15 protein-coding genes and 1 other annotated feature are annotated in these 22,238 nt (G+C 52.3%); of the genes, 1 reads left to right on the forward strand and 14 read right to left on the reverse strand.

From position 1 onward, the window contains the following. Positions 1-36: 36 nt before the first annotated feature. From L1F29_RS28680 to L1F29_RS28705, 6 genes are all read right to left on the reverse strand, one after another. Entirely contained in the window at positions 37-1,251 is a 1,215-nt protein-coding gene (locus L1F29_RS28680) for a copper amine oxidase N-terminal domain-containing protein (RefSeq protein WP_258385429.1), read from the reverse strand. A gap of 21 nt (positions 1,252-1,272) precedes the next feature. After that, positions 1,273-1,800: a GNAT family N-acetyltransferase gene (locus L1F29_RS28685; protein WP_258385430.1), complete on the reverse strand. Its 528-nt coding sequence runs from the start codon at positions 1,798-1,800 to the stop codon at positions 1,273-1,275. Between the two features lie 1,010 nt (positions 1,801-2,810). After that, positions 2,811-4,115 (reverse strand): family 4 glycosyl hydrolase, encoded by a 1,305-nt coding sequence (locus tag L1F29_RS28690; RefSeq protein ID WP_258385431.1) that lies wholly within the window; start codon positions 4,113-4,115, stop codon positions 2,811-2,813. Between the two features lie 39 nt (positions 4,116-4,154). Then, complete coding sequence (locus L1F29_RS28695; RefSeq protein WP_258385432.1) at positions 4,155-5,690, reverse strand: extracellular solute-binding protein; 1,536 nt, start codon at positions 5,688-5,690, stop codon at positions 4,155-4,157. Between the two features lie 57 nt (positions 5,691-5,747). Next, positions 5,748-6,617 carry a carbohydrate ABC transporter permease gene (locus L1F29_RS28700; protein ID WP_258385433.1) on the reverse strand — a complete coding sequence of 290 codons (870 nt, stop codon included), beginning with the start codon at positions 6,615-6,617 and terminating at the stop codon, positions 5,748-5,750. Positions 6,618-6,633: 16 nt separating this feature from the next. Then, the gene (locus L1F29_RS28705; protein WP_258385434.1) at positions 6,634-7,578 is read right to left on the reverse strand and encodes an ABC transporter permease; all 945 of its coding nucleotides are present in this window, start codon (positions 7,576-7,578) and stop codon (positions 6,634-6,636) included. 287 nt (positions 7,579-7,865) lie between these two features. On the opposite strand from L1F29_RS28705, the gene L1F29_RS28710 reads away from it, so the two are divergent. After that, on the forward strand, positions 7,866-10,163 hold the full coding sequence (locus tag L1F29_RS28710) for a helix-turn-helix domain-containing protein (RefSeq protein ID WP_258385435.1): 2,298 nt from the start codon (positions 7,866-7,868) through the stop codon (positions 10,161-10,163). A gap of 321 nt (positions 10,164-10,484) precedes the next feature. On the opposite strand, the gene asd is transcribed toward L1F29_RS28710, so the two are convergent. The 8 genes from asd to L1F29_RS28750 all read right to left on the reverse strand — a co-directional run bounded on the left by asd (position 10,485) and on the right by L1F29_RS28750 (position 22,224). Then, a complete protein-coding gene (gene asd, locus L1F29_RS28715; RefSeq protein ID WP_258385436.1) occupies positions 10,485-11,567 on the reverse strand; it encodes an aspartate-semialdehyde dehydrogenase in 1,083 nt (360 codons plus the stop codon). A 107-nt stretch (positions 11,568-11,674) separates the two neighbouring features. Next, positions 11,675-11,940 (reverse strand) — a binding site (T-box leader). 109 nt (positions 11,941-12,049) lie between these two features. Further along, positions 12,050-12,763: a YwqG family protein gene (locus L1F29_RS28720; RefSeq protein WP_258385437.1), complete on the reverse strand. Its 714-nt coding sequence runs from the start codon at positions 12,761-12,763 to the stop codon at positions 12,050-12,052. Between the two features lie 48 nt (positions 12,764-12,811). After that, complete coding sequence (locus L1F29_RS28725; protein WP_258389838.1) at positions 12,812-14,227, reverse strand: alpha-L-fucosidase; 1,416 nt, start codon at positions 14,225-14,227, stop codon at positions 12,812-12,814. Between the two features lie 71 nt (positions 14,228-14,298). Further along, positions 14,299-15,687: an ABC transporter substrate-binding protein gene (locus L1F29_RS28730; protein WP_258385438.1), complete on the reverse strand. Its 1,389-nt coding sequence runs from the start codon at positions 15,685-15,687 to the stop codon at positions 14,299-14,301. Positions 15,688-15,906: 219 nt separating this feature from the next. Next, positions 15,907-16,878 carry a carbohydrate ABC transporter permease gene (locus L1F29_RS28735; protein ID WP_258385439.1) on the reverse strand — a complete coding sequence of 324 codons (972 nt, stop codon included), beginning with the start codon at positions 16,876-16,878 and terminating at the stop codon, positions 15,907-15,909. Positions 16,879-16,898: 20 nt separating this feature from the next. Further along, positions 16,899-17,759 carry a carbohydrate ABC transporter permease gene (locus L1F29_RS28740; RefSeq protein ID WP_373876442.1) on the reverse strand — a complete coding sequence of 287 codons (861 nt, stop codon included), beginning with the start codon at positions 17,757-17,759 and terminating at the stop codon, positions 16,899-16,901. Positions 17,760-17,770: 11 nt separating this feature from the next. Continuing rightward, positions 17,771-20,125 (reverse strand): DUF5696 domain-containing protein, encoded by a 2,355-nt coding sequence (locus L1F29_RS28745; protein ID WP_258385440.1) that lies wholly within the window; start codon positions 20,123-20,125, stop codon positions 17,771-17,773. Then, entirely contained in the window at positions 20,122-22,224 is a 2,103-nt protein-coding gene (locus L1F29_RS28750) for a YIP1 family protein (protein WP_258385441.1), read from the reverse strand. Before L1F29_RS28750 ends, L1F29_RS28745 begins: the two co-directional genes overlap by 4 nt. Between the last annotated feature and the right edge of the window lie 14 nt (positions 22,225-22,238).

Raw genomic sequence — 22,238 nt, forward strand, 5'->3', positions numbered from 1 at the left:
CTGCGGCGGATCCTTCTTCTGTTCCACGTCGGTATTCTAGTTCATCGAACTCTCTGTTACTTGCCCGGTATTCCGATTATACATGATTCGAATATATTGATCTTTGCTATCGAGTGGACTGTTGTACATGAAATATAACTCGTCCTCGGTCCATTCCGCACCGATGAATTTTAACTCGTCACCTTGATAAGGGACATCGTTGTTGCGGGCATATTCCAGGTCTTTGCCGGACAGCAGCTCCTCATACAGCTCTACGGTGGAATTGTCCTCCAAATTAATGAGCGTCAGGAACCCTGTTCGATTCGGCCGAACAACCAGAAACTTCTCGCCCGCCCCCAGAACCGAGTAATTCTCATCCTTGCCGGCCAAAGCCGGCAGATCATATTCCTTCACCGCTTGGCCCTCTTCATTGAATACGGTCATCATTCTGCCGTCCGTCAGCACCAAATTCTGGATCCACCCGTTTGGATCATAGTACTGATAGTAACTCAAGTTCTGCTCGTAGCGTTGAAAGTAGCTGGCTTTCTTCTGGCTTACGATCTTATAGTCATGAATGAACACGCTATATGCATCATAATGAATACGAGGTTCCCCATAGTTGTCCAAGACAGTGACGACCCGGTTATGAGAATCTATCCCTTGCCCGCCAAACGATACATGACCCTTAATATCGGATTCGAGCTTGCCAACGTTAACCACGGATTGTCCATGCGGCCTGGCGATATATAAGTCTCCCGTCTTTCGGTTCAACCAGATATGGCCTCCGGAAATATAATCGTCCGGTTTAGTAATGCCCACCGTTTTTGTTGAAGGATTCCATCTCACATCGGCTCCGATCGCCTCCGAGAAAAAACGCAAAGGTATATAAATTCGATCTTTCACGCTCTTCAGAGGCGCCGATAATTCTTTGGCCTTCCCATTAACCGTTGCGACCGTCGAACCATAATTCAGTCTGACAGTAAGCTCCGGATAGGTCATGACCGCGGCTTTGACAGACGCGTTCCAAGTTACGATGGTTCCCAGCAGTTCCCCGGTATCCCGTACGGGCAAATACACCGTACCGTTGTCGATAAAGGGAGCGAGCTTCGGCTTATATTCGCTTCCGTTTATCGTAACCTTGATGCCATCCGAGGCGGGTGCCTTGACGGAAGAAGCTACGGCCGCCGATGCGGAGACCGGAACGGATAGAGCAATGGCTGCGGCAAGAGCAGCGGTGGAGACGAGAGAAAATAGCCTTGATTTGCGAAGCATGGAAATACCCCCTTTTCAGTCCTAAATGCTCTTCTGCATATAAATGACAATTTCGGAATCCATTCTTCTAATTCCATTCCGATCACTAGTCTCCCAACTAATTTTAAAATCGCCATAGCCCCAATCGATGTAACCCAACTTTTCATAGAGCCGTTTTGCATTCGGATTATCGGTACTGCCTACTGCCAATCCAATATGCGTGCATCCTCTTTCTTTCGCCAATCGCTCGGCTTCGCGAATGATGGCTGTCGCCGTCCCTTTTCTCCGATGATGGTCCACGGTCAGTCCCGCTTCCAAGTAGGCACTGCGGGTCACATCGATGCGCTGTTTCACGGGCTCATCCTGCGGACCGCTCCAGCGCAATAAGAAATGTCCGATCGGCGCATCCTGAAGCCAAGCGATCAGATAGACGCCTTCGCCCTTCTTCTGCACTTCGAATCTTCTATACTGGGGATTTGACCGGTTATCGGGAGAAAATACTTCTTCAAGTAAATCCAATTGAGACTCTTCCGCCGGCTTAATGTCCACTTGCAAGCGATGTTGATTCATAGACGACTCCACCTCCGAATTTTCGACTGAAACACTCCTATATTTCCAGAACGACAGGTAATTTCCTTTTTCGTTATCAAAAATAAATTATTCTAAAAACGACTGTCCTTGCCGAGCTCTACCCAGCTACGGCCGATTCGAGTATAAAGCAGACGCCGTCGGGTCGTGGTATTAAACCAACGGAAAGAGATAAAAATCGTTGCTGTTATTACCCTCGTCTGCCCGCGGGATCTTACTTATATTTGAGGCGGATATCCCCTGCAACTATATAAACTGAACCGAACACAGCATGCTGCACAGGCAGATGTCCATGTCCATATGATCATAGCCATTGGATGAAGCTTAGAGCGGAGGAGCTTGCTTATTTCTCCGACCAGCTGCTGTTGCCGGATTACCTGGCATGACATTTATGTGGTCGACCGACCGCCGTCATGCAACGGAACACTGCACACTGGGAGCTACGTGAGGTGATCCATCGTGCGACCATGCAGCAGATGTATGGAGTTGATGTTGTATAATGTACAACACGGCTTCATCATATAACCCCCATTGGTCGAATTGTTGTATTTAATACAACAATGTGGTTATTAAATCACGGATTAGCCGCTTTTGTGAGGAAATTGTTGTAGAAAGTGCAACAATAAACGTATCATCAGGGTTTTCCCCGTCTAATGTTGTATAAAATACAAGATTATAAAGCTATACCACGCCCAAAGCCAAAGCCGAAGCCGAAGCCGAAGCAACAGCCATAGCCATAGCCATAGCCGAAACCGAAGCAAAAGCCAAAGCCAAAGCCGAAACCGAAGCCGAAGCAACAGCCATAGCCATCTCCATAGCTATACCCAATCAGGGGTGGGCCTGCTCGTACTTCTCCAGAACGATTCTACCAGCGCTGCCCGCGTTAACTCTCATTCGTTCAACTTCTATATTTACAAAAAAAAGAAAGCCCTCGAACATAGGCTTTCTCAACACGAAGGATCCGCCTCGGCGGATCCTTCGTGACTTCCATGCTATTGAAATTGAGGCAGCAAATCGGCGTGGACGGCCAGCATGCGGTCCACTGCGAGATGTGTGGCCTGCTTGTCCGTTATGGCAGGATCCCGGTCGACCGCCCGGTGCACCAGCGCCGCGTCGCCCTTGAACGCCGCCTCCGCGATCAGCTCATGCACGTCGGAGATTTCGCGAATGACTGCAGCCAGCGCCTCCGGCAGCGCCGGGACGGAAACCGGCTTCCATTCCCCGCTTGCTATCGCGACCGGCACCTCGACGATGCGCTCATCCGGAAGCTGCGGAATAGCCCCGTTATTGCGGACGTTCAGAATGTCGAACCAGGCCTCCTCCCTCCTGTCGAGCGCGATCGCCACATCAACGGGATGCTCCCAGCTGCCATGGTGGAACAGATCGTCCCACGGGCGTTCGCCCGCAGCGATGGCCTGCAGCTCGCGAAGCCGCTGCTTCCGCTCTTCCTCCGTGCCGTGGTAAGGAGGCGTTGTTGCATAATGAATATCCGGCTGTGCGGGCAAATATTCGGCGTGATGATCGACGGCTCCGGCCGCAACCGCGCCGTATTGCTCCAGCCAGCGCCGCATGACGGACAGCTCCCTGCGCTTATGCTCGCTCTGGGCGGACCAATCGCCCTCCCGGACGTACGCTTTCAGCGCGGGCAGCAAATCTTCGCCGGTCTTCCTGTCCGTGATGGACATGACCCAGGCGAAGTGGTTCAGCCCGGCCGTTACGATCTCCACCTCTTCCGGGCGCTTGCCTACTAGTTCCGGCAGAAAGGCATAGCCGTCCGCACCCAGATAGGCGATGTTGCAGAAGCCGGCGGAACGAATGGAAGTGAAGCGGTCCATCGCGGTCACGACGCGCGGCATCGGATTCGTAACGTCCAGCACCCGGGCCTGCGGGCAGAGCTCCTCCATATCGCGGCAAACGTCCAGCAGCAGCGTAATTGACCGCAGCCCGTTCATCAGGCCGCCGGCACCGCCGCATTCCCTGGCTTGATCGGCCATCCCAAGCTCGCTCAGAATATCGTAATCCATCTTCCAGCGGCGAGCTCCCTGCGGCGAGGCCGATACGATCACATAATCCGCTCCGGGCAGGGCGTCCCTGCGGTCGGCGGCCGTGGAAATACGGACGGTCACGCCCAATTCCTTCGCAATCCGCCTGCCCGCTCCCGCCATCGCTTCCACAGCCTCGGCGTTCGGATCGACAAGCACCAGCTCATCGTCCATCAACCGGTGCTTCACGATAATATCTTCCAATACCGTCGGCGCGAATACAAAGCTTCCGCCGCCGATTAATACGAATTTCATCGCCATACACCTCTCCTGCCGCTCATTCGATCGACGGTATTATTTTTGGGTAGACTGCCATTCTTTGAATTGCTTCTGATATTCGGCCACGACTTTATCCAGTCCCGCCGCTTTTAGGCTTTCCAGCGCAGCCGGGAAATTGCCCTCGTACGGCACGACGCCCATCTTGATCGGAATGATGCTGGACTTCACGACCGACTGTACGTTCGCATATTCGACCGCAATCGGCTCGGTATTCAGGCGGAAGCCAAGCACCGGCGAGAATTCGACCGGATTGGTCGGCTCCGTCGTCTGCACTTTCAAGTAGTCCTCCGGCGTCATAGCATCGAACATCGTATAGTTGATGTTGCCGATCATCCAGGAATCGAAGAAATAGTTCTGGTCATTGGCATCGCGGATAATCTCGATTGTGCGCTCTCCAGCCGTCTTATAGTGCTTGCCTTCTTCCCCGTACAGGAACAGGTTATGATTTTCCTTGCTGCTGTACAGCCAGTTCAAAAACTTGATGGCCGCTTCCGGATTCTTGGCCGTTACCGGCACCGCATTCGTGTTGCCGAACGCCAGATACTGCAGCATCGGCTTGTCGGCAGCCAGGTAGCCCTCGGCTATTTTGGCCTCTGGGTTGTTTTTCGCCACGGCAATCGAGGAATATAGCGCGCCGTTGGTGCTGAACAGGAAGTCGCCCAGCGTCATCGCCTTGTCGCGCTCTTCTTTTTTGTACGTCAGAATGTCCGGGTTGATCAGCTTCTTCTCATACAATTGACGGAAGAAATCGGCATCCTTCTTGAATTCTTCGCTTTCCAGCCACGAGCTTACATTGCCCTGCTGATCCACTTTAATGATCTGCTCCCGATAGTCGACATAGAACGGCCAAGAGTCGTATGCGCGGTGCAGGAACACCGGCGAGCCATCCGTCTCCGTTTGAACGTAGAGCTTCTTGCCCGCTGCCTTCTGCATCTTCTCGGCCGCGGCAATGAACTCTTCCGGCGTCGTCGGGAACGCTGCACCCGCTTTGTCCAGCAAGTCCTTCCGGTAGCCAAGCGTCCCCATCTCGCCGCTGCTGGACGTTTCGTAACGCCATATCGCCGGTACGGAATAGATTTTCCCGTTGATCTTCGCCGCTTCCCAAGCATAGTCGGGAATCAGCTTCTTAAGCTCCGGACCGTATTGGTCGATAAGCTCATCGAGCGGCTGAAGCGCCCCGCGTCCGACATAAGAGCCGACCGGAACCGCACCGTTCTCCATGACGTGAAGCATCTCGAACTCCTCTCCCGTGCTCAGCATCAGGTTCGTCTTCTGATCCCAGGCATCCCAAGGAATGTATTTCAGTTCGAGCTTAACGTTGACCCCGTCGGCCAGCAGTTTCTCATTCACCTTGTTCACGACGTCATCCATGTAAGGCTTTGGCGTGCCGGGTACGGCGTAACGCACGGGCAAGACAGCCTCCGAATTCGACTCTCCCCCGGCCGCATTGCCGTTCGATTCCTTGTTGCCGGAATTGCCGCAGGCCATCATAAGAACGGCCATCATGACGATAACCAGACCTGCGGGAATAAAGCGCAGTTTCTTGTTCATTTCGTGTTTCCCCTCTCTTTTGTCTTATTGCATATATAAAGCTTTTCAGCGATATACCTAGCCTTTCACCGCGCCGATGACCAGCCCTTTGATAATGAAGCGCTGCAGGAACGGATAGAGCAGCACAATCGGACCGATTGTAATGATCGCAACCGCCATCTTGAACGATTCCGTAGGCGCCAATGTATTGGAGATCGCCACCCCCTGCATCTGATTGATCATGTTGATCTCCGATTGCATCTTGTACAACAAATACTGCAGCGGATACAGGCTTTCTTTGTCCACCAGCATAATGGCATTAAACCAGTTGTTCCAATAACCGAGTCCATAGAAGAGAGCTACGGTTGCCAGCACCGGCATGGAAAGCGGAAATACGATCCGGAAGGCGATATACGCGTCGCTGGCTCCGTCCATGCGAGCCGATTCGAGCAAGGCATCCGGCAGCTCCTGCATGAAGTTGCGCACCAGGAACAAATTGAACGGGCTGAAAATAAGCGTAGGGATGATCAGCGCCAACAAGTTGTTCTTGAAGCCGAGTAAGTCGTTCATCATATACCAAGGCACAAGGCCGGCGTTGAACAGCATCGTAATGAAGAAAAACAACGCGATCGGATTGCGGTAGCGCACCTGCCGGTTCGCCAGCGTATAGCCCGCCATCCCCGTTATGGTTACGGCAGCGAGCGTTCCGATCAAGGTAACCCCGATGGAGACCGCATAGCTTTGAAGCAATTGCTCATTGCTTGCAAATACCGACCGGTAGGCTTCCAAGGAAAAGCGGTCCGGGAAGAAGCTGTACCCGTTCTGCAATATCGATTGTTCATCGGAAAAGGATACGATTAAGACCAGCAGGATCGGCAGCGTGCACATGAGCGCAAACAGAAAGATAAATACCGTGTTGACTAGTTGGAACCAGTCGATCTTTTTCATACGGACTCCCCCTTTCCTAGAAAATTGCGCTGTCTCGATTGAATTTCTTTACTGCCCAGTTCGCGGTCAGGACGAGCACGAACCCTACGACGGATTGATACATCCCGATAGCCATGGCAATCGAAGGGTTCCCCGAGGTGCGAAGCGTACGGAACGTGTAGGTGTCGATGACATCCGTCGTCGAATAAAGCATGCCATTATCACCGATAATCGCATAAATCATGCCGAAGTCGGAGTAGAAGATTTTGCCTATCGCCAGCAGCGTCAGGATGGAAACCGTAGGCATCAGCATCGGAAGCGTAATCGACTTGATCTGCTGCCAGCGGCTCGCGCCATCGATCTTCGCCGCCTCATACAAGGAGTCGTCGATCGCCGTAATCGCCGCCAGGTAAATCACCGCCGACATGCCCGTTTCCTTCCAGACGCTTAAGGCTACCAGAATCCAAGTCCACGGCTTCGGGTCGGAGTACCAGTTATGCGGATCGAAGCCAAATGTCTGCAGCAAATTATTAATGAGGCCATGCTCGGTCGCAAACAAGCTGTAGACGATATAGCTGACGATGATCCACGACAGAAAGTGAGGAAACAGCAGCGTCGACTGCGATACCCTCTTGAAGACGTGCGAGCGGACTTCATTCAATAGAATGGCGAACAGCAGCGCGACGACGGTTCCGAATGCAATCGACAGCAAATTCAGCTTGATCGTATTCCAGGTGACCATCGTTGCAGCCGTCGACTGAAAGAAGAACTCAAAGTTCTTGAAGCCGACCCATTCGCTATCGAAGATTCCCTTCGCATAATTGAATCTTTGAAACGCGATAACCATATAGGGCAGCGTCATGTATCCGAAAATGAAAGTGTACAGCATTGCCGGGAGCACCAGCAAATAAGAAACCGGATTTTTGCGGATATCGGTAAAGATGGTGTAGCGTTTAGTACGCTCAGGCTTGGCGCGGCCCATAGCATCGTCCCCTTTTCATGCTCGTTTCGCAATCGTTTGCGCTCCTTCAAGTATGCTGCCGCCGATAGGGGACGCGAAAGTCAAAATACTTCAAAACCGTTTAAATTCAAGGCATTTTCGGACTTTAAATCGAAGCTATAGCTATAATTTTCGCGAAAACGAAGCGGCTGCCATTGCAATAAACAGGCATCTATTTTAAAGTTTGATCATTGAGAGATGTTTACGAATCTTTTTTAGACGAGAGGATTCATGAAAGAGAGAGAGAGATTAAAGGGGAGCAGGCTTGGATGAAGGGGAATTCATTTTTTCATTACTCGGTTTATCGTAAAATGCTGGGTAATTTCGTTCTGCTTGTCGCGATTGCGGTGCTTGCCGTCAGCAGCACGCTGTACTTTCTATTCGCGTCCAGAACGGAGCAGACGATTGGCAATCATGTGATATCCATGCTGCAGCAAACCAGCTACGCATCCAATATCGTGCATGAGCAGATCGAGACCATCGGCAGCCATCTGCTGAACAACAACCGCGTCATTACCTCGCTGATGAACAAACAGCATAGTTATGTACAGGACCGCGACGCCATGGATATTCTGATGGACATTCAAGCGACGTATCCGTTCATTAAATATTTGGGGATCTATAACGATTATACGAAGCGGTATTTGAATACGGCCGGTACCCCATTCAAGCTGAACGAGCTGGAGAAGCGGCATGTGGCGGATACGTCGGATATGGCCTATATGAGCTATTTCCCGCAGGATCTCCTGCCATCCTATGCAGACCCGTCGGCGCCGCCCGAGCATGTGCTTACCTTCATACTGCGTCCGGATTATGCGCTGACCTCGGCCTATAAAGGGGCAATCGTCATTCATGTCGATGAGAAGTACATCTTGAGCACGATCCAATCGATCGGAAGCGGAAGCGACGACGTGTTCGTCATGGATACCGGCGGGCTCGTCCTGTCCCATACCGATTCAAGGCAGTTCAAGCGGAGCTTCGGCGAGCTTCCGTATATTCAGCGTATTCTGGAATCGGGTCAGACGGCCGATCATTTCAAAACCGAAATCGACGGCCGGAATCAACTGGTCACTTACGTGAAGTCCAGCCAGCTTGGCTGGTATTTCGTCAGCATTAAGCCTTATCACACGCTGATCGCGGATATTTCCATACTGCGGGGCTACACGTCGCTCATTGCGCTGGCGATTATCGTCCTGGGCGGCATGACCGCCTATTTCGCGACGAACAAGCTGTATAACCCGCTCGGCAGGCTCATCAGCAAGGTTCATGAGGCAACCGGCACGGACAGCTCCGATCGTAAGCAAAAGCGGAACGAATTTTCCCTGCTGTCCGAAGCCTTCTCCAACGTCATCGATCAGGCGACCTCGGTCGAAGCGGAGAAGAGGCAGTCTTTGCCGGTGCTCAAAAAAACGTATCTGCAGCATTTGCTGAAAGCGACGCATGCCGATTTGTCTTCCACGAATGTCATTCATTCCGCGATTGACGGACATTTCGCAAGTCCCTTCTATACGGTCGTCCTCGCGCAGATCGACCGTTATGAAGCGTTCGAGCAAAAGCATGACCAGCGGAAGCAGGGCTTGTTCCGCTTCTCGGTCAGCAATATTAGCAGCGAGCTCCTGCAAAAGCATGCCCGCAATGAAGCCATCGTCGTCGACGAACGGACGCTTGCGATCTTAATGCTGCCGGAAGCTCCACTGGAACCCGGCGGCCTGCTGCTGACGCTCGCAGAAATACAGGAGGTCATTCAAAGCTACTTCCACTTCACCGTCACCTTCAGCATCGGGGACACCGTGAGCGACCGGAACGAGGTGCATCATTCCTTCGCATCGGCGCTGGAATATGCGAATGACCGTTTTTTCCTCGGCTCCAAATCGATCATACACGCCGAGCTTGTCCTCCGAAGGCAGACCTTCCACGCTTATCCGGCATCGGCGGAGAAGAAGCTCAGCGAGGCGCTGCGATTGAATCATGCCGGCAAAATCGATCAGGCGCTCGGCTTGTTCTCACGGCAGCTGCGTGAAATGAGCTATTATCAGGCGATTCTGAGCGCCAATCAATTGTTGAATGTGCTGCTCCGCGATTTTGACGGGACGCTGCCGATCATGCAGGACTACTCGAAGGAATATTTCGATACGGTGAATGCGCTCCAGAAGCAGGAGACGCTCGAAGAAGTGCAGGAGCTGCTGCGGAATTTCTGCAGGCTGATCAGCGTGCTGGCCGAGAAGAAGCAGACGAGCAAGTCGGACAGCCTGATCGATTCCATATGCGCCTATCTGCAGGAGCGTTATCAGGAGCCGGATCTGGGGATCGAGACCATTGCAGTCGACGTGCAGCTGTCGCCCGGCTATCTGGGCAAGCTGTTCCGCAGCCATACCCAGATGTCCTTTAACGATTATTTGAAGAATATCCGGATGGAGGAAGCCAAGAAGCTGCTCTTGACTACCGGAGAGCCGGTAGCGGCCATCAGCGAGAAGGTCGGCATTCTGAACACCACCTACTTCTTTACGCTGTTCAAGAAAACCTACGGCTTCTCGCCGGCCCAATTCCGGGAGCAGCACGGCAAGTAAGTGGAGACGCAATCGATTGAAGGAGTACGGGGGGAACGGTCAAGTTCGGCTGGTTTGCACCAATTCAGCCAAGAACAGGACTCCAGCCCATATTGGGTTACATTAACCCTGTTGGGTTTGGTAGGGACCCTATGTAAGCGAGCCTGCTGCCGCTGGTTCGCTTACGATCTGGAGGTTCCGTCCTCCTGGTGTACCTCATCCTACCTCACCTCAATCAACAGACGGTTTAAACGCGCTGGATGTTCCTTTTATTCCCGCTTATATCGACCTTTATCTATATAAAGAGGAGCTGACCCATGGTCTGCTCCTCCATTCGCTATCCTAGTTTGTTCCTTTGCTCAGCAATCCCTGCTCCAGCATCGATTCGGCGAGCAGAACGGCACCTTTTCCGGCACCCATCTTCGTATTGTGCGACACCAGCACATATTTTACGCCGCCGAGTACCGGCTCGGTTTCCAGTCTTCCCATGCTCGTCGTCATTCCGCCTCCGAGCTCGCGGTCCAAGCGGGGCTGGGGACGGTAAGGATCGTCGAAGACATGAATCATTTCCTCGGGGGCCGAGTGCAGGCCCTTGCCTTGGAAAGGATTATAGCGGCGGATCGCTTCTTTAATCTCGTCGAGATCCGCCTGTCGATTTAATCCGACGAATACGGATTCGGTATGTCCGTCCAGGACGTTCGCTCTCGTGCAGATACAATTGATATTAATCTCCGCCGGAACGATCCCTTCATCCGAATATTGGCCGAGGATCTTCAGCAGTTCTTTGCGAACCTTGCCCTCTTCGTTCGGGATGTAAGGGATGATATTGTCCAGAATATCCAGCGTACGGACCCCCGGGCTTCTTCCCGCGCCGCTGACCGATTGCATGGAGACCATAAGCACATTATTAATGCCGAAATGCTCATGCAGCGGCTTTAACGTTACGGCCAAACCGGTGACCGTACAATTCGGCACGGGCAGGACGAAGCCCTTCCAGCCGCGTTCCTGCTGCTGCCTGCGGATCAACGCCGCATGATCGTCGTTGACGCCGGTAATGAGCAGCGGCGTATCGTCGAAATAACGGAATGCGGATGCCGTTGAGAAGGTCGGGGTCGTCTGCGCGAACCAAGGCTCCAGCTCCTGGGCCAGGTCGGATTCAATCGCCGTGAAGATCACATCGACCGACTCCGGACGGAACTCCTTGGAGGAAACGACCGGAACGCCCAGCATGTCGCCGGGAACCGGCGTATTCTGCGTCCAGCGCGACGATCCGTTCGATTCCCGCAGCGCTTCCTCGTAATTCGTCACCGTTCTGGATGTAACCATCAAAACCACTTCAAAACTCGGATGATGGGATAAGGCCTGAACAAATTGCTGTCCGGCCATTCCTGTTGCTCCAACAATTGCCGCTCTTAACCGAGACATTGTCACACACTCCTTCTGTTGTCGTTCCTTTTATATTATGGTGCCGTTAGTAACATTCTCATTGAAATATAGACAAATAAAAAAAATCCCACCCCCAAGACGTTAGTCTCGGGGACGAGATTAGTATGCTCGTGGTACCACCCCAAATTTACAAATATGTCGCCATATTTGCCTCTTCAAGTACGGCATCTGCAGCATGGCAGATACGTATACTCTAGCTCTATAACAGGAGCTCCCGTTACACCATCCCCATCTTGGTTCCGATGTACTGCTCAGAGGCTTTCTTCAATAAAGAATTCTTTGCTCCCTCTCAACAACCGGAGCTCTCTGTAAAAGAATTTTCTTTATTTACTTTTCTCGTCATCGCATTTGAATATTGGAATCAGGTTACCAGACATTCACGCCGGAGTAAAGGTATTTTTGTCGAACTTGTCCGGTTATCAATGAATTCCCAACGAAAACTCGCCCCCGCTTAGCTAGAACTAACATTGGTAAATTACATAACTGTTATCAAAGAGCCCTTCAATTAAATCCTGTTGTCTAATCAAGAAGTACAGCCTCCCATAATCGCCCCACATCATATTCGTTTTGAAATAGTCTGAATCTGCCTGGAAAAGCAATATCCAGTCGAGAGGAGACTCATGATCACACTGGTACTGTAAGTCGGCTTGATATTGATCCGGATAGCCCATAAGTTTAGTTATAAATTGATCAGCATTGCAGTGTCTTTCTACAAACGCTTTATGGAATCTCCAATATTTATCAATAAAATATTTATCTTCCAAACTTATTCCAAAGCTTTTTGCAGCAGACGATTCAACAGGTGGCACATTGGGTTCGCAGGAATACTTGATTTCACAAGCTCTATAAATCCAATTGGGATTTAGGTCATGCGGGAAATCAGTTCGCTCCAAAGCAATACCATCATTAACATAAAAAACTCTTGCGTTTTGTTCGTTGTAATAGTCGCCTATCCTACCGAACAAATTATGAGCTGCTAAAAAGAAATATAACATCCCTGATTTGGGGAGCAAGTACCTCTCGGCCTCTTCAATATCAGCCAAATTTACTTGCCCTATGAAAGAATAGGGCGTATTTAAGTATGGCCACGGCATCCCTTTTGGTAAATCTGGTCTTCCTCCAAGCTTCGATGCTCCGATCGGGATATCCTCTTCACTTTTCTCTTTGGTTAGCATTCGAATTGATGGTCTTATAGCAGCCGCGACCCTTATCCTTCCAACCGCCTAGCTCAAATACACTTCGAATGAAGCTACCGTCGGACACCATCTTGATTCCGTAATCGTCATCCGGATAAAACGGGATTTGACCGCGTTGAACTTGCATATGCGCTTGTATCCGACGACCGTGCCCTTGTAGAGCGGCTTCCACTCGTGGCCTTCTTTGTACGCTAGCTCGAATCGCTCGATCCGTTGACTGTACCGGTGCTCCTGAAGAACAACATGGTCAAACGACGCCTCCCGCTTCAGATCGATTTCGACGCAAGCCTGCTCCGTCCCTTCTTCAGGTGCCCAGAACGTGTTCTTGTCCCCGTCCAGCATGTGGCTTGCATCGCTCCCGCTCTTCGTCTCCGATGCCGCAGCCGCCGCATCGGCAGCCAGATTGACCGCAAACGTACGTCGAAGCTTCTCCCCGAGCTCCCGCAAACGGTTCAGGTCATTCTCATGAATGAGCCCGCGACGGTCCGGCGGCAGGTTTAACAAGAACATTGCATTGCCGCCTACCGAGCCGTAATAGATATTAAGCAGCTCATTGAGCGGTCTTACTTTGTCATCCTCGGAAGCGTGATAGAACCAGCCGGGCCTTATGGAAGTATTGACTTCCGCGGGATGCCAGACCAAGCTGCGTTCATGCCGGATGATTTCCCGGCTGCCCAGGTCCTGGTCCTGCGAATCGTATCGCTTCGCAAACTCGCGGTCGTCTGCCTGCTGCGACTTTTCCTGAATAGCCTCGTTCTTCCGAAGTGAAGCCGGCACGACGCTCCATTCCGATTCCCGGCAATGGCCGGCCTCGTTGCCGCACCAGCGGATATCCGGGCCGCAGACGGAAATGACCGCATTCGGCTGCAATTCGCGAATGATCGAGTAATACCCCTCCCAGTCGTAAACTTGCCGCTTCCCGTTCGGTCCCTCGCCGCAAGCGCCATCGAACCAGACGCAGAATAGATCCCCGTAACCGGTCAACAATTCTCTCAATTGATTCTTGAAAAATTCGTTATACCGCGGCGAGTCGCCATAGGTTTGCTCATGCCGGTCCCATGGGGACAAGTAGATGCCGAACTTGATGCCGCCTGCACGGCAAGCATCCGCAACCTCCTTGACGATATCGCCCAGCCCGTTCTTCCAGGGGCTGTTCTTCACTGAATGCTCGGTATAACGGCTCGGCCACAAACAAAATCCGTCATGATGCTTGCAGGTAAGAATAAGTCCCCGCATCCCGGCCGCACGGCAAGCCTCCACCCACTGATTCGCATTGAAAGCGGCCGGATCGAAGATTGAAGGCGATTCCTTGCCGGTACCCCATTCCCGGTCCGTATAGGTATTGATAGAGTAATGAACGAATGCATAGAATTCCATCTCCTGTACGGCCAATTGACGTTCCGAAGGTCTCACCCCAGCGGCATATGCAATAAAATCCTCCATCATCGAATTCCCCCTCCGTTTGTAAAGCGACAAAGCCGACCAGCGAATGCCGGTTGGCCTTGCCGCTTAGCTTACTTCTTCTTGGACTCGGATTGGGCCATCGCATCCTTGATTTTCACTTGCGATTCTTCCTCGACCTTACGCAGAAATTCCGGTACGTTCATGTCGGACTCGGTGAATACCTTCATATCCAGCTGGACAAACCTGTCCCAATAGCTGCTTCGGGCCGGAGGCTCCGCAAGCTTGTTTTTCGTGAACGCACCGATGTTCTTCCCGTTGAACCGTACACGCTCGGAGCCGAAGCTTTTGTTGATTTCCTTGTCCGCCAGGACGGAAGGCGTGCCCGATTTCGACAGCCCGATCTGGTACTCGGGCGATACGCTCTCGATCAAGAACTGCAGCGCGGCTTCCTTGTTCTCGCTGAAATTATTGATGGCCCACGGATGGATACCGACCGGAACCGTTGACGTATTCGGCAAATCAGGCCAGGACGGAAGCGGAACGATATCCATCTGCTTCTGATATTCGGCGGCTTCCTCTTCCGTTTCGCCTCCGAACCAGGCTAATAATCCATGCCAGTTGACGCTCATGGCGACGGTTTTATCCTGGAACGATCCTGTTGCCTCCGGATCGTTAATTCCCGGAATTTCATAATATTTCTTCATGAGTTCCATGTATTTCGTGATTTTGGAATCCTTCGTCAGCAGCACTTCCCCCGATTCCGGATCGGTCAGATTGACCGACAGCTGCAGCAGGGGAGCGGAGACGCCGAATTCCAGGCCGCGATACTTGACGCCGTCCCGCTCAGCCGTCAGCTTCTTCGCCAGATCGAGAACCTCGTCCCAGGTCATATCTTCCTGCGGATAATCCACGCCGAATTTATCGAATAATTCCTTATTGTAATGCAATCCGATATATCCAATTTCCTGCGGCATCCCGACCAGTCTGCCCTCCGAGTCCCGCGAGCGGATTTCCGCGATTGCCGCCGGATCGATCGTATTGAGATCGAAGCCATACACCTCCAGCATCTCTTCCAGCGGGAACACCATGTCCAGATCCTCGAGCGGCTTCTGACCGGTATAGGCAAGCAGCACATCCGGAACGACCTGTGCCGCGAACAATTCCTGCATCTTCTCGGGCGTACCATCCCAGTCCACGTGCTCTAGAGTGATATGGGGCTGCTTTTCCTGAACATAGTCGCCGATCCGCTGCATAAAGCCGTCTTTGCCCCAGGGAGTCGCTACCTTAAGGGTTACCGGTTTATTCGCGAACTCCTTGAACGTCTTAGCCGGCGGGTCCGCTTTCTCTTCCTCCGATCCGGTTGAGGACGAGTTTGTTGGAGTGTTCGAAGAAGACGAATTTGGCGATTCCCCGTTATTGGATGAACAGGCTGAAACGATCAATGCCATGACCACAAACATCATCATGACCACTGCCAAACCTTTTGCGCGTTTTCTCATGAAATGACTCCTCCTTGAATTTGGTTTTTATTCCCTTCCCCTTCATGATTCATGTCTAAAGCCAGAGAATCCCCCCCTTCGCGATTCCAACCGCAGGAACCGAGTGTTACAATCGAGAATTCAGATTGTCACTTGTCGGCAAACCGCAAGTGTTACAATCGAGAATTCAGATTGTCGCTTGTCGGCAAAGTCTACTTATATGAAGCGAATGCGGTTGTTCTATTCCACCAATCCCGTTCGTTCCACGCTCTCCACGAAATACCGCTGCGCAAACAGATAGATTAAGAGCGGAGGTAGAATCGTCAGGAAGCTGGCCGCCATCTTGATCGGCTCCGCCACGTATTCCGGGAAGCCTCCTGAGTCGATGAAGGCGTCCAGGGAGGTGCCCATCCGCGACATCTGCGTCGCCAGCGGCACATCCTCTGCGCTTGCCAGAAACATTCTCGGCATATAGGTGTCGTTCCACGTCCATACGAAGGAGAATAGAAAGACGACTAGAATGGCCGGCTTCGCCAAGGGCAGCATCACCTTCACATAGAACTTGATGGCCGTGGCGCCGTCGATTTTGGCCGCTTCCTCCAGCTCCTTCGGCTGCGTCATGAAAAACTGTCTGAAGATGAATACGAAGAGCGCGCCCTTCACGCCAAAGCCGAATACGGCCGGCAAAATCAAGGTGAACAGGCTGCCATCCAAGCCGATTTCCCTGAAAAACAAGATCGTCGGCAGTACGATGACCTGCGGAGGAATAATAAACGACAGCAGCAGCAGGAAGAACGCCACCTTCTTGAACGGCACTTGAAGCCGTGCCAGCGCATATCCCGCCAGACCGCAGGAAATACAATGAAGGACCGAGGCGGATAAGGCAATCGCAATGCTGATGGCCAGCGACTTGGGATATTGAAGAATATTCCACGCCGACGACAGATGGCCGAAATAGAGCGAGGACGGAATCCACGTCACCGTCGGATCGATCAGATCCTTGGCGTTCATGAGCATTCGGACGGCCATCTGGATGATCGGGTTCAAGTATATGTAAGAGGTGGATACGAGGATCAGATAAAGCAGCAATTTAAAGATGAGACCTTTATCCACCTCTTTGCCCAGAATGAAATAACGTACGGACCGGAGGCTATGCCTGAACGCAAACTTATTTTTCTTTGCTTTCGGTACAATGATTTTCACGACGCTCATGCTTGTACACCCCCTCCTATTCACATTCTCTGTTGTCTGTTCACTCTGCTGTAGATGAGCAGAACGCAGACGAGGAACACGAGAACGATGACGAAATAAATCCAGGCCAGCGCGCTGCTGTACCCGTAGTTGCCGGTGCCGATCATCGTGATGATGGGATTGGACGGGAACGTAAACATATCGACAACGGTGTACATGACATTAAGCAGGATGAAGGGCGACATGGCCGGCAGCGTAATCTTCCAGAACACTTCCCATGGCGAAGCCCCGTCGATTCGGGCCGATTCGTATGCGGTGGCGGGAATTGTCTGTCTTCCGGCCAGGAACACCAGAATTTGCACGCCTGAATACCACAGCACCAGCACGAAATTTTCGAGAACGGCAAGCACCGGTTTGCCCCATGGCGTTCCCCCGATATACGCATCCATAAACCCGCCGACCAGCTCGCCGTTCATGAAGCCGAGCCCGCTCTCGCCCTGATCCATAAATTGCTGCAGAACGGCCCCTGTGGAGAATATGACGGGAAGAAAGAAGATCGCCCGGAACAAAAAGCGCCCCTTCAGCCTCTGATTGAGAAAAATCGCGATAAGCAGGGAAAAAATAACGATAACCGGAATCATGATGACGACTTCCTGAAAATATGGAATCAGTTGATCGTAAAATTCAGCGCTCCCCATTAAGATCGACTTGTAATACTGGATGCCCGCCCAATCGTATTTCATCCCGGTCGGAAGCACCTTCACGTTGTTGAAGCTCATATAGAGCGAGAATACGAGCGGGAACGCCATGAAAATCATGAAGCCGAGCAGCCATGGGGCCATAAACAGCATGCCTTCCAATCGACTGTATCTCTTCGCGGTCATCAACCGTTTTTTAGCCACTCTATTACCCCCTAGCTGACAACGGCAAAGTCTTTCGGCTTGACCGTCCATCCGTTCCCCTCATAGGGCTCGGCATTGTAATTGACAACAATTCGTTTGCCGCCTGAATAAGTCGTTTCATAAACACCGTCCGCCAATGAACGGTGATCCGTAATAAATCGGTCCTGAACATCCCCCAATGCCTCATTAAACCGCTGATACTGCAAGACCATCTCCTGCAGCCAGTCCTTGTAGCCCGTGCTGTAAAATTGTCCGAGGGATCTCGTCTTCAGCAATTGCTGCGACGGTGCATGCGTGATGACGAATGAGGGAACGGCGCCATATTCGATTCCCTTCAAGAAGGTTGTTTCATAATCGTCACTGTCGTTTGCATAATTGGCGGAATAAGTGACAAGTCCGTGCAGAGCGATTTGCATGAACGGAACCTGCCGGTCGACGAACAGATCACCCGAGATATCGTCGTCCAGCCCTTGAATATGATTCACATAGGGCAGTGTGTATCCGTTGCCTTCAGCGACTTGAACATGGCCGAGCGTCTCTTTCGTCGTTTCGAGGATGAGCTGCTGGATCTGCTTCGTCTCTTCCCTGGTCGCGGTGTACTTCTCATTGAAGTCCGTATTGAGGAGGGCTCCTATTCCTTGACCGAACGCATATCCGTCAACATGCAGCGTTTGCGCCACTTTCAGGTCGTCCAGGATGACTTTCTCCGCAAACCGGGGGCTGACGAACGTTTTCTTGTCATCCCCTCCGCGTGAATTAAATTCCATAACCGCAGCCCCGATATCCCGCAAGCCATCCCTGCTTCTTCGAAATCCGTCTCTGCCCGTGTTGTTATAGGAATAGGAGGAGCCATCCAAGTAAACCCGGTAGCCCTTCGCATGGGCGAAATCGGCGAACTGCTTCATTCCCTCATTTCCTCCAAGCTTGCTTGACAAGGGGAGGCTCCCGCCATACCGGCTATATCCGTTTCTCTGCCAGCCCAGATAAGTAATGGACATCCGGTCGATGCCGAGCGTGTTCAATTCCTGGACGATCTCTTCCGCTTGACGGGTCGTCGTAAGCGGCAAGTAGGAATCCTTCAGAAATCCGCGCTCGGAATCCGCACCGAGCAGATGCAGCTGCAGATCGATTTTGCCGTCTGCCGTTTGAAGCGGGAGCTTGCCGAGCTCATCGGTCAAATATTCTCTGTATCTGGCGGCCATCTGGGCATACTCGGCATCCTTCCGAGCGATCGGATAATAGCGGGTGGAACGGTCCGACGCGATTAAATCTTTGGTGAAGGACACGAATCCGGTCGTTTTTTTCGTATTCGTGTACTGATAATATTTGAATCTGAAATTCTGTTCTGCCGTAATCCAATTGTATTGGCTGAAGGTCTTGGAAGGAGCCGCCACGATGTTGGCATATTCCGAACCGCCCGAGATGACGCCGATTATCGCCTGCTCCCCCGCCTTGATCCCGAAGACCGGCATTCGAACCGGATTCCGGATGGAGAAGGAGCTGTTGGCGCTGTACGCCCAATCTGCGCCGTAGACCTGCTCGCTGTAATAATTATTCGTCCCTCCGCGCTCCTGTTTGAATTCGACGATAGCGCCTGAACCGTCGGGCAGGAGCAAATAACCGTTCTCCTCTTCCGAGGTTTGCGCGCCCAAGAATGGATACAGCCGCACGGAAACCAGTCTGGCGCCCTTGTCCTTCTTCGCGGCCAATTCTTCCTCGGTGTAGGTCCGCTCGTCCTTTAGCCCGTCCTTCAGGATCCGGGTCTCCACATAATCGTCGCCCAGCCGCACTTCAGCCGGAATCACAAAGCCCAAATCCGGAATTTCGTACTGGATCTTGAAGCCCCGGTCCGTCGCCTCGAAGCTGGAGACGATCCCCTTCTCATCCAAGAGATTGGATTCCTTCGCCAAATCCCGCCTGACATTGAACTCCACATAGCTGAACATGAGCGGCGACTGCAGGTTGGCTTTCCATTTTCCCTGGTTCTCGTTCTCGCGATACCCTTTCTCCTCCGGGTACGATTTCCATCTATGCCCCGTTCTCTTATCCGTCACGATAAAATGTCCGTTGGCCTCATCCGCTTCCAGCGTCAAATATTTGCTTTCCGCAATCGGTTTGTAACCCTGGCTCTTGGCCGCCTGGACGAGCCTGACAGCTGCCGGAGCTGCGGAAGCTCCGGATGCTTGCGTGTTCGGAGCGATGTCCGCCGACTGCCCGGCATCTGAAGCCCGTTCATGATTCTTCTCTTCCCCGTCCTGCTTGTTCAGTGAAGGCCAGGTGACCGCGAAGCTTGCCAGTGCCACGACGGCAACGATGGAAGCGGCAGCTGTCACGAGTCTTCGTCTGGAGAGCGTTAATCGCTTCACTTCGTCACCTCCTGATAGATCGTATAGATGAAGCCGACAAGCTCGGAAGCGAGTCCGAATACGATGAAAATAAGCACCCATAGAATAACCATCGCAAGCAAGGTCAGCAGAATGTTGACGACCGTTTCGCCGACGCTGTAGTTTTGCAACGATTGAATCTTCCAGAAGAAGAGCATCCCGCACCATGCTAAGGCGCCCCATTCGATGAATTGATAGATCGAGCCTTCGCTCAGCGTAAGCACATTGGAGACGAGCGCCAAGGGAAGACCGAGCAATACGAACGGGAACAGCGCGTAGGAGCTCCCTACGAATACGTCCTTGAAGCGGGCCTCGCCCTGTTGGATCGAACCGATCAAGTAGTTACAGACGACCCAGGACGTCCAGGAAACCAGAAATCCCGTCATAATGAAGCCGCCGTTAATATCGGCAGCCGGCTTGGGATTGAACGAGAAGCCGGTATAGTACGTTTTGACAAGCAGAACCGTCACTGTGGAGCCAAGCAGCAGGAACGCGCTTATGTACCCCCCGCGGTTCAAGAAGCGGAGATCACTGAAGCCGTCGAGCGGATGCTTCAGAATGTAGAACGCATGCTTCAATTGACTGACCAGCGTCTGCCGCAGCCATCCCCACCGCAGGCCGTATAGAAGGGAAACCTTATACTTGCGCTGCAGTCTCGCTGCGATAAGGAATACGGCGAGCGACAGAAGCATGCTGTTAGCGATCAATGGAAAATGCTTCTGAAACCATATCAAGCGAAGCTGCCAATAACTGTCCGAGTACCCTTGTCCATGTCTGGCAAGCTTATATAAGCCTATGGCCTGTTCGTAATCACCCTCGTTGAACGCTGCTTGCGCCATCCCGTAATAAGCGGGCGAGAAGAGCGCGTTCAGCTTAATCACCTCTTCCCAATAGGATTCGCTCTCCTTGTACTTGCCGCCTTGCGACAGCATGAACGCCTGATGGATGGCGGATCCGAGCGGTGTCGGCTTCAATTTCTGCACCAGATTGAGCGCATCATCCAGAATAAACAGCTCATTGCGCGAGTTCGTCGCGACGGCAACCGGACTTTGATTCAGTCCGGCAATCGCGGCCTGCGAAGACGGGCTTTTCCAGAAAAACTGCAGCTTTCCGCTGGCGTCGTATTGCGATACTACATTCAAGCTTTTGTCGATTACCGTCATGTTGCCATCGGCATCGACCGACAGATCGGTCAACTGTACGACTTTGTCACGTTCTTCCGGCGACATGACGACTTTCTCGCCGAAGCTCAATTCCTTCCATACATTCTCGCTGCGGACATTCAGCTTCTTCACTTGTTCCTTGGATGAACCGGATACCGTATAGATGAAGCCCTGCCGGTCGATTTCGATATTGCGGATAATGGGGGGCAGCAGCCTTACCTGCCGGCTGAGCTGCTCCTTGGTATACAGAAGCTTCCGAATGACATCCATCGCTTTCACTTCCGTCGCATTTGCGCCGAAAAATCCGAAAAACTCGCCTTCAGGTTCGAACTGTACGACGCCTTGATAACTCCCTTTGGAGACGACATACACGAACCCTCTGCCGTCGACGACCATGTTCGTCGGTTCGTAAATAAAGGTCTCGTTGATCAAACTGGACTGAGGACGCGCGTACTCTTGCAGAAGCTTCAGCTGTTTGTCCAGTCTGACGACGCGCTTATTCCCCGTGTCGGCAATATAGATATCGCCGTTCTCCGCTGCAAAGACGCCCTGAGGCCTCTTGAGCGGACTTTCCGGCAATGTGATTTCCCGCAAGAACACCCCATCCGCATCGAACTGAACGATCCGGTCGTTATCCGTATCCGCGATGTACAACCGATCGCTGCCATCGATAAAGAGGTCCTGCGGCTTCTTCAGTGGCGAATAGACAAGCTCGCCCTTGCCGTTGTCGATATAGATGTCCTTTGCGACGACTCCGGCCGGCGTATAAGCGGGGCGCGTAGGGATGCTGTGGCCCTCGCTATCCTCGAAGAAGGTCCGGTACGGCACTTCCGCCCCCGCCTTCACCGGTCCGATTGCAAGCGAAAGCAAGCAAACGAGTCCCATTCCGATCATCCATTTGCTTAGAGTCTGTTTCATCGTTCGTTCCTCCG

This window comes from Paenibacillus spongiae, from assembly GCF_024734895.1.
GTDB classification, from domain to species: Bacteria; Bacillota; Bacilli; order Paenibacillales; family Paenibacillaceae; genus Paenibacillus_Z; species Paenibacillus_Z spongiae.

Bases quoted from the DNA above. Each gene is read 5' to 3' on its own strand.
- L1F29_RS28680 (WP_258385429.1), bottom strand. From the start codon at position 1,251: ATGCTTCGCAAATCAAGGCTATTTTCTCTCGTCTCCACCGCTGCTCTT.
- L1F29_RS28685 (WP_258385430.1), bottom strand. From the start codon at position 1,800: ATGAATCAACATCGCTTGCAAGTGGACATTAAGCCGGCGGAAGAGTCT.
- L1F29_RS28690 (WP_258385431.1), bottom strand. From the start codon at position 4,115: ATGAAATTCGTATTAATCGGCGGCGGAAGCTTTGTATTCGCGCCGACG.
- L1F29_RS28695 (WP_258385432.1), bottom strand. From the start codon at position 5,690: ATGAACAAGAAACTGCGCTTTATTCCCGCAGGTCTGGTTATCGTCATG.
- L1F29_RS28700 (WP_258385433.1), bottom strand. From the start codon at position 6,617: ATGAAAAAGATCGACTGGTTCCAACTAGTCAACACGGTATTTATCTTT.
- L1F29_RS28705 (WP_258385434.1), bottom strand. From the start codon at position 7,578: ATGGGCCGCGCCAAGCCTGAGCGTACTAAACGCTACACCATCTTTACC.
- L1F29_RS28710 (WP_258385435.1), top strand. From the start codon at position 7,866: ATGAAGGGGAATTCATTTTTTCATTACTCGGTTTATCGTAAAATGCTG.
- asd (WP_258385436.1), bottom strand. From the start codon at position 11,567: ATGTCTCGGTTAAGAGCGGCAATTGTTGGAGCAACAGGAATGGCCGGA.
- L1F29_RS28720 (WP_258385437.1), bottom strand. From the start codon at position 12,763: ATGCTAACCAAAGAGAAAAGTGAAGAGGATATCCCGATCGGAGCATCG.
- L1F29_RS28725 (WP_258389838.1), bottom strand. From the start codon at position 14,227: ATGGAGGATTTTATTGCATATGCCGCTGGGGTGAGACCTTCGGAACGT.
- L1F29_RS28730 (WP_258385438.1), bottom strand. From the start codon at position 15,687: ATGAGAAAACGCGCAAAAGGTTTGGCAGTGGTCATGATGATGTTTGTG.
- L1F29_RS28735 (WP_258385439.1), bottom strand. From the start codon at position 16,878: ATGAGCGTCGTGAAAATCATTGTACCGAAAGCAAAGAAAAATAAGTTT.
- L1F29_RS28750 (WP_258385441.1), bottom strand. From the start codon at position 22,224: ATGAAACAGACTCTAAGCAAATGGATGATCGGAATGGGACTCGTTTGC.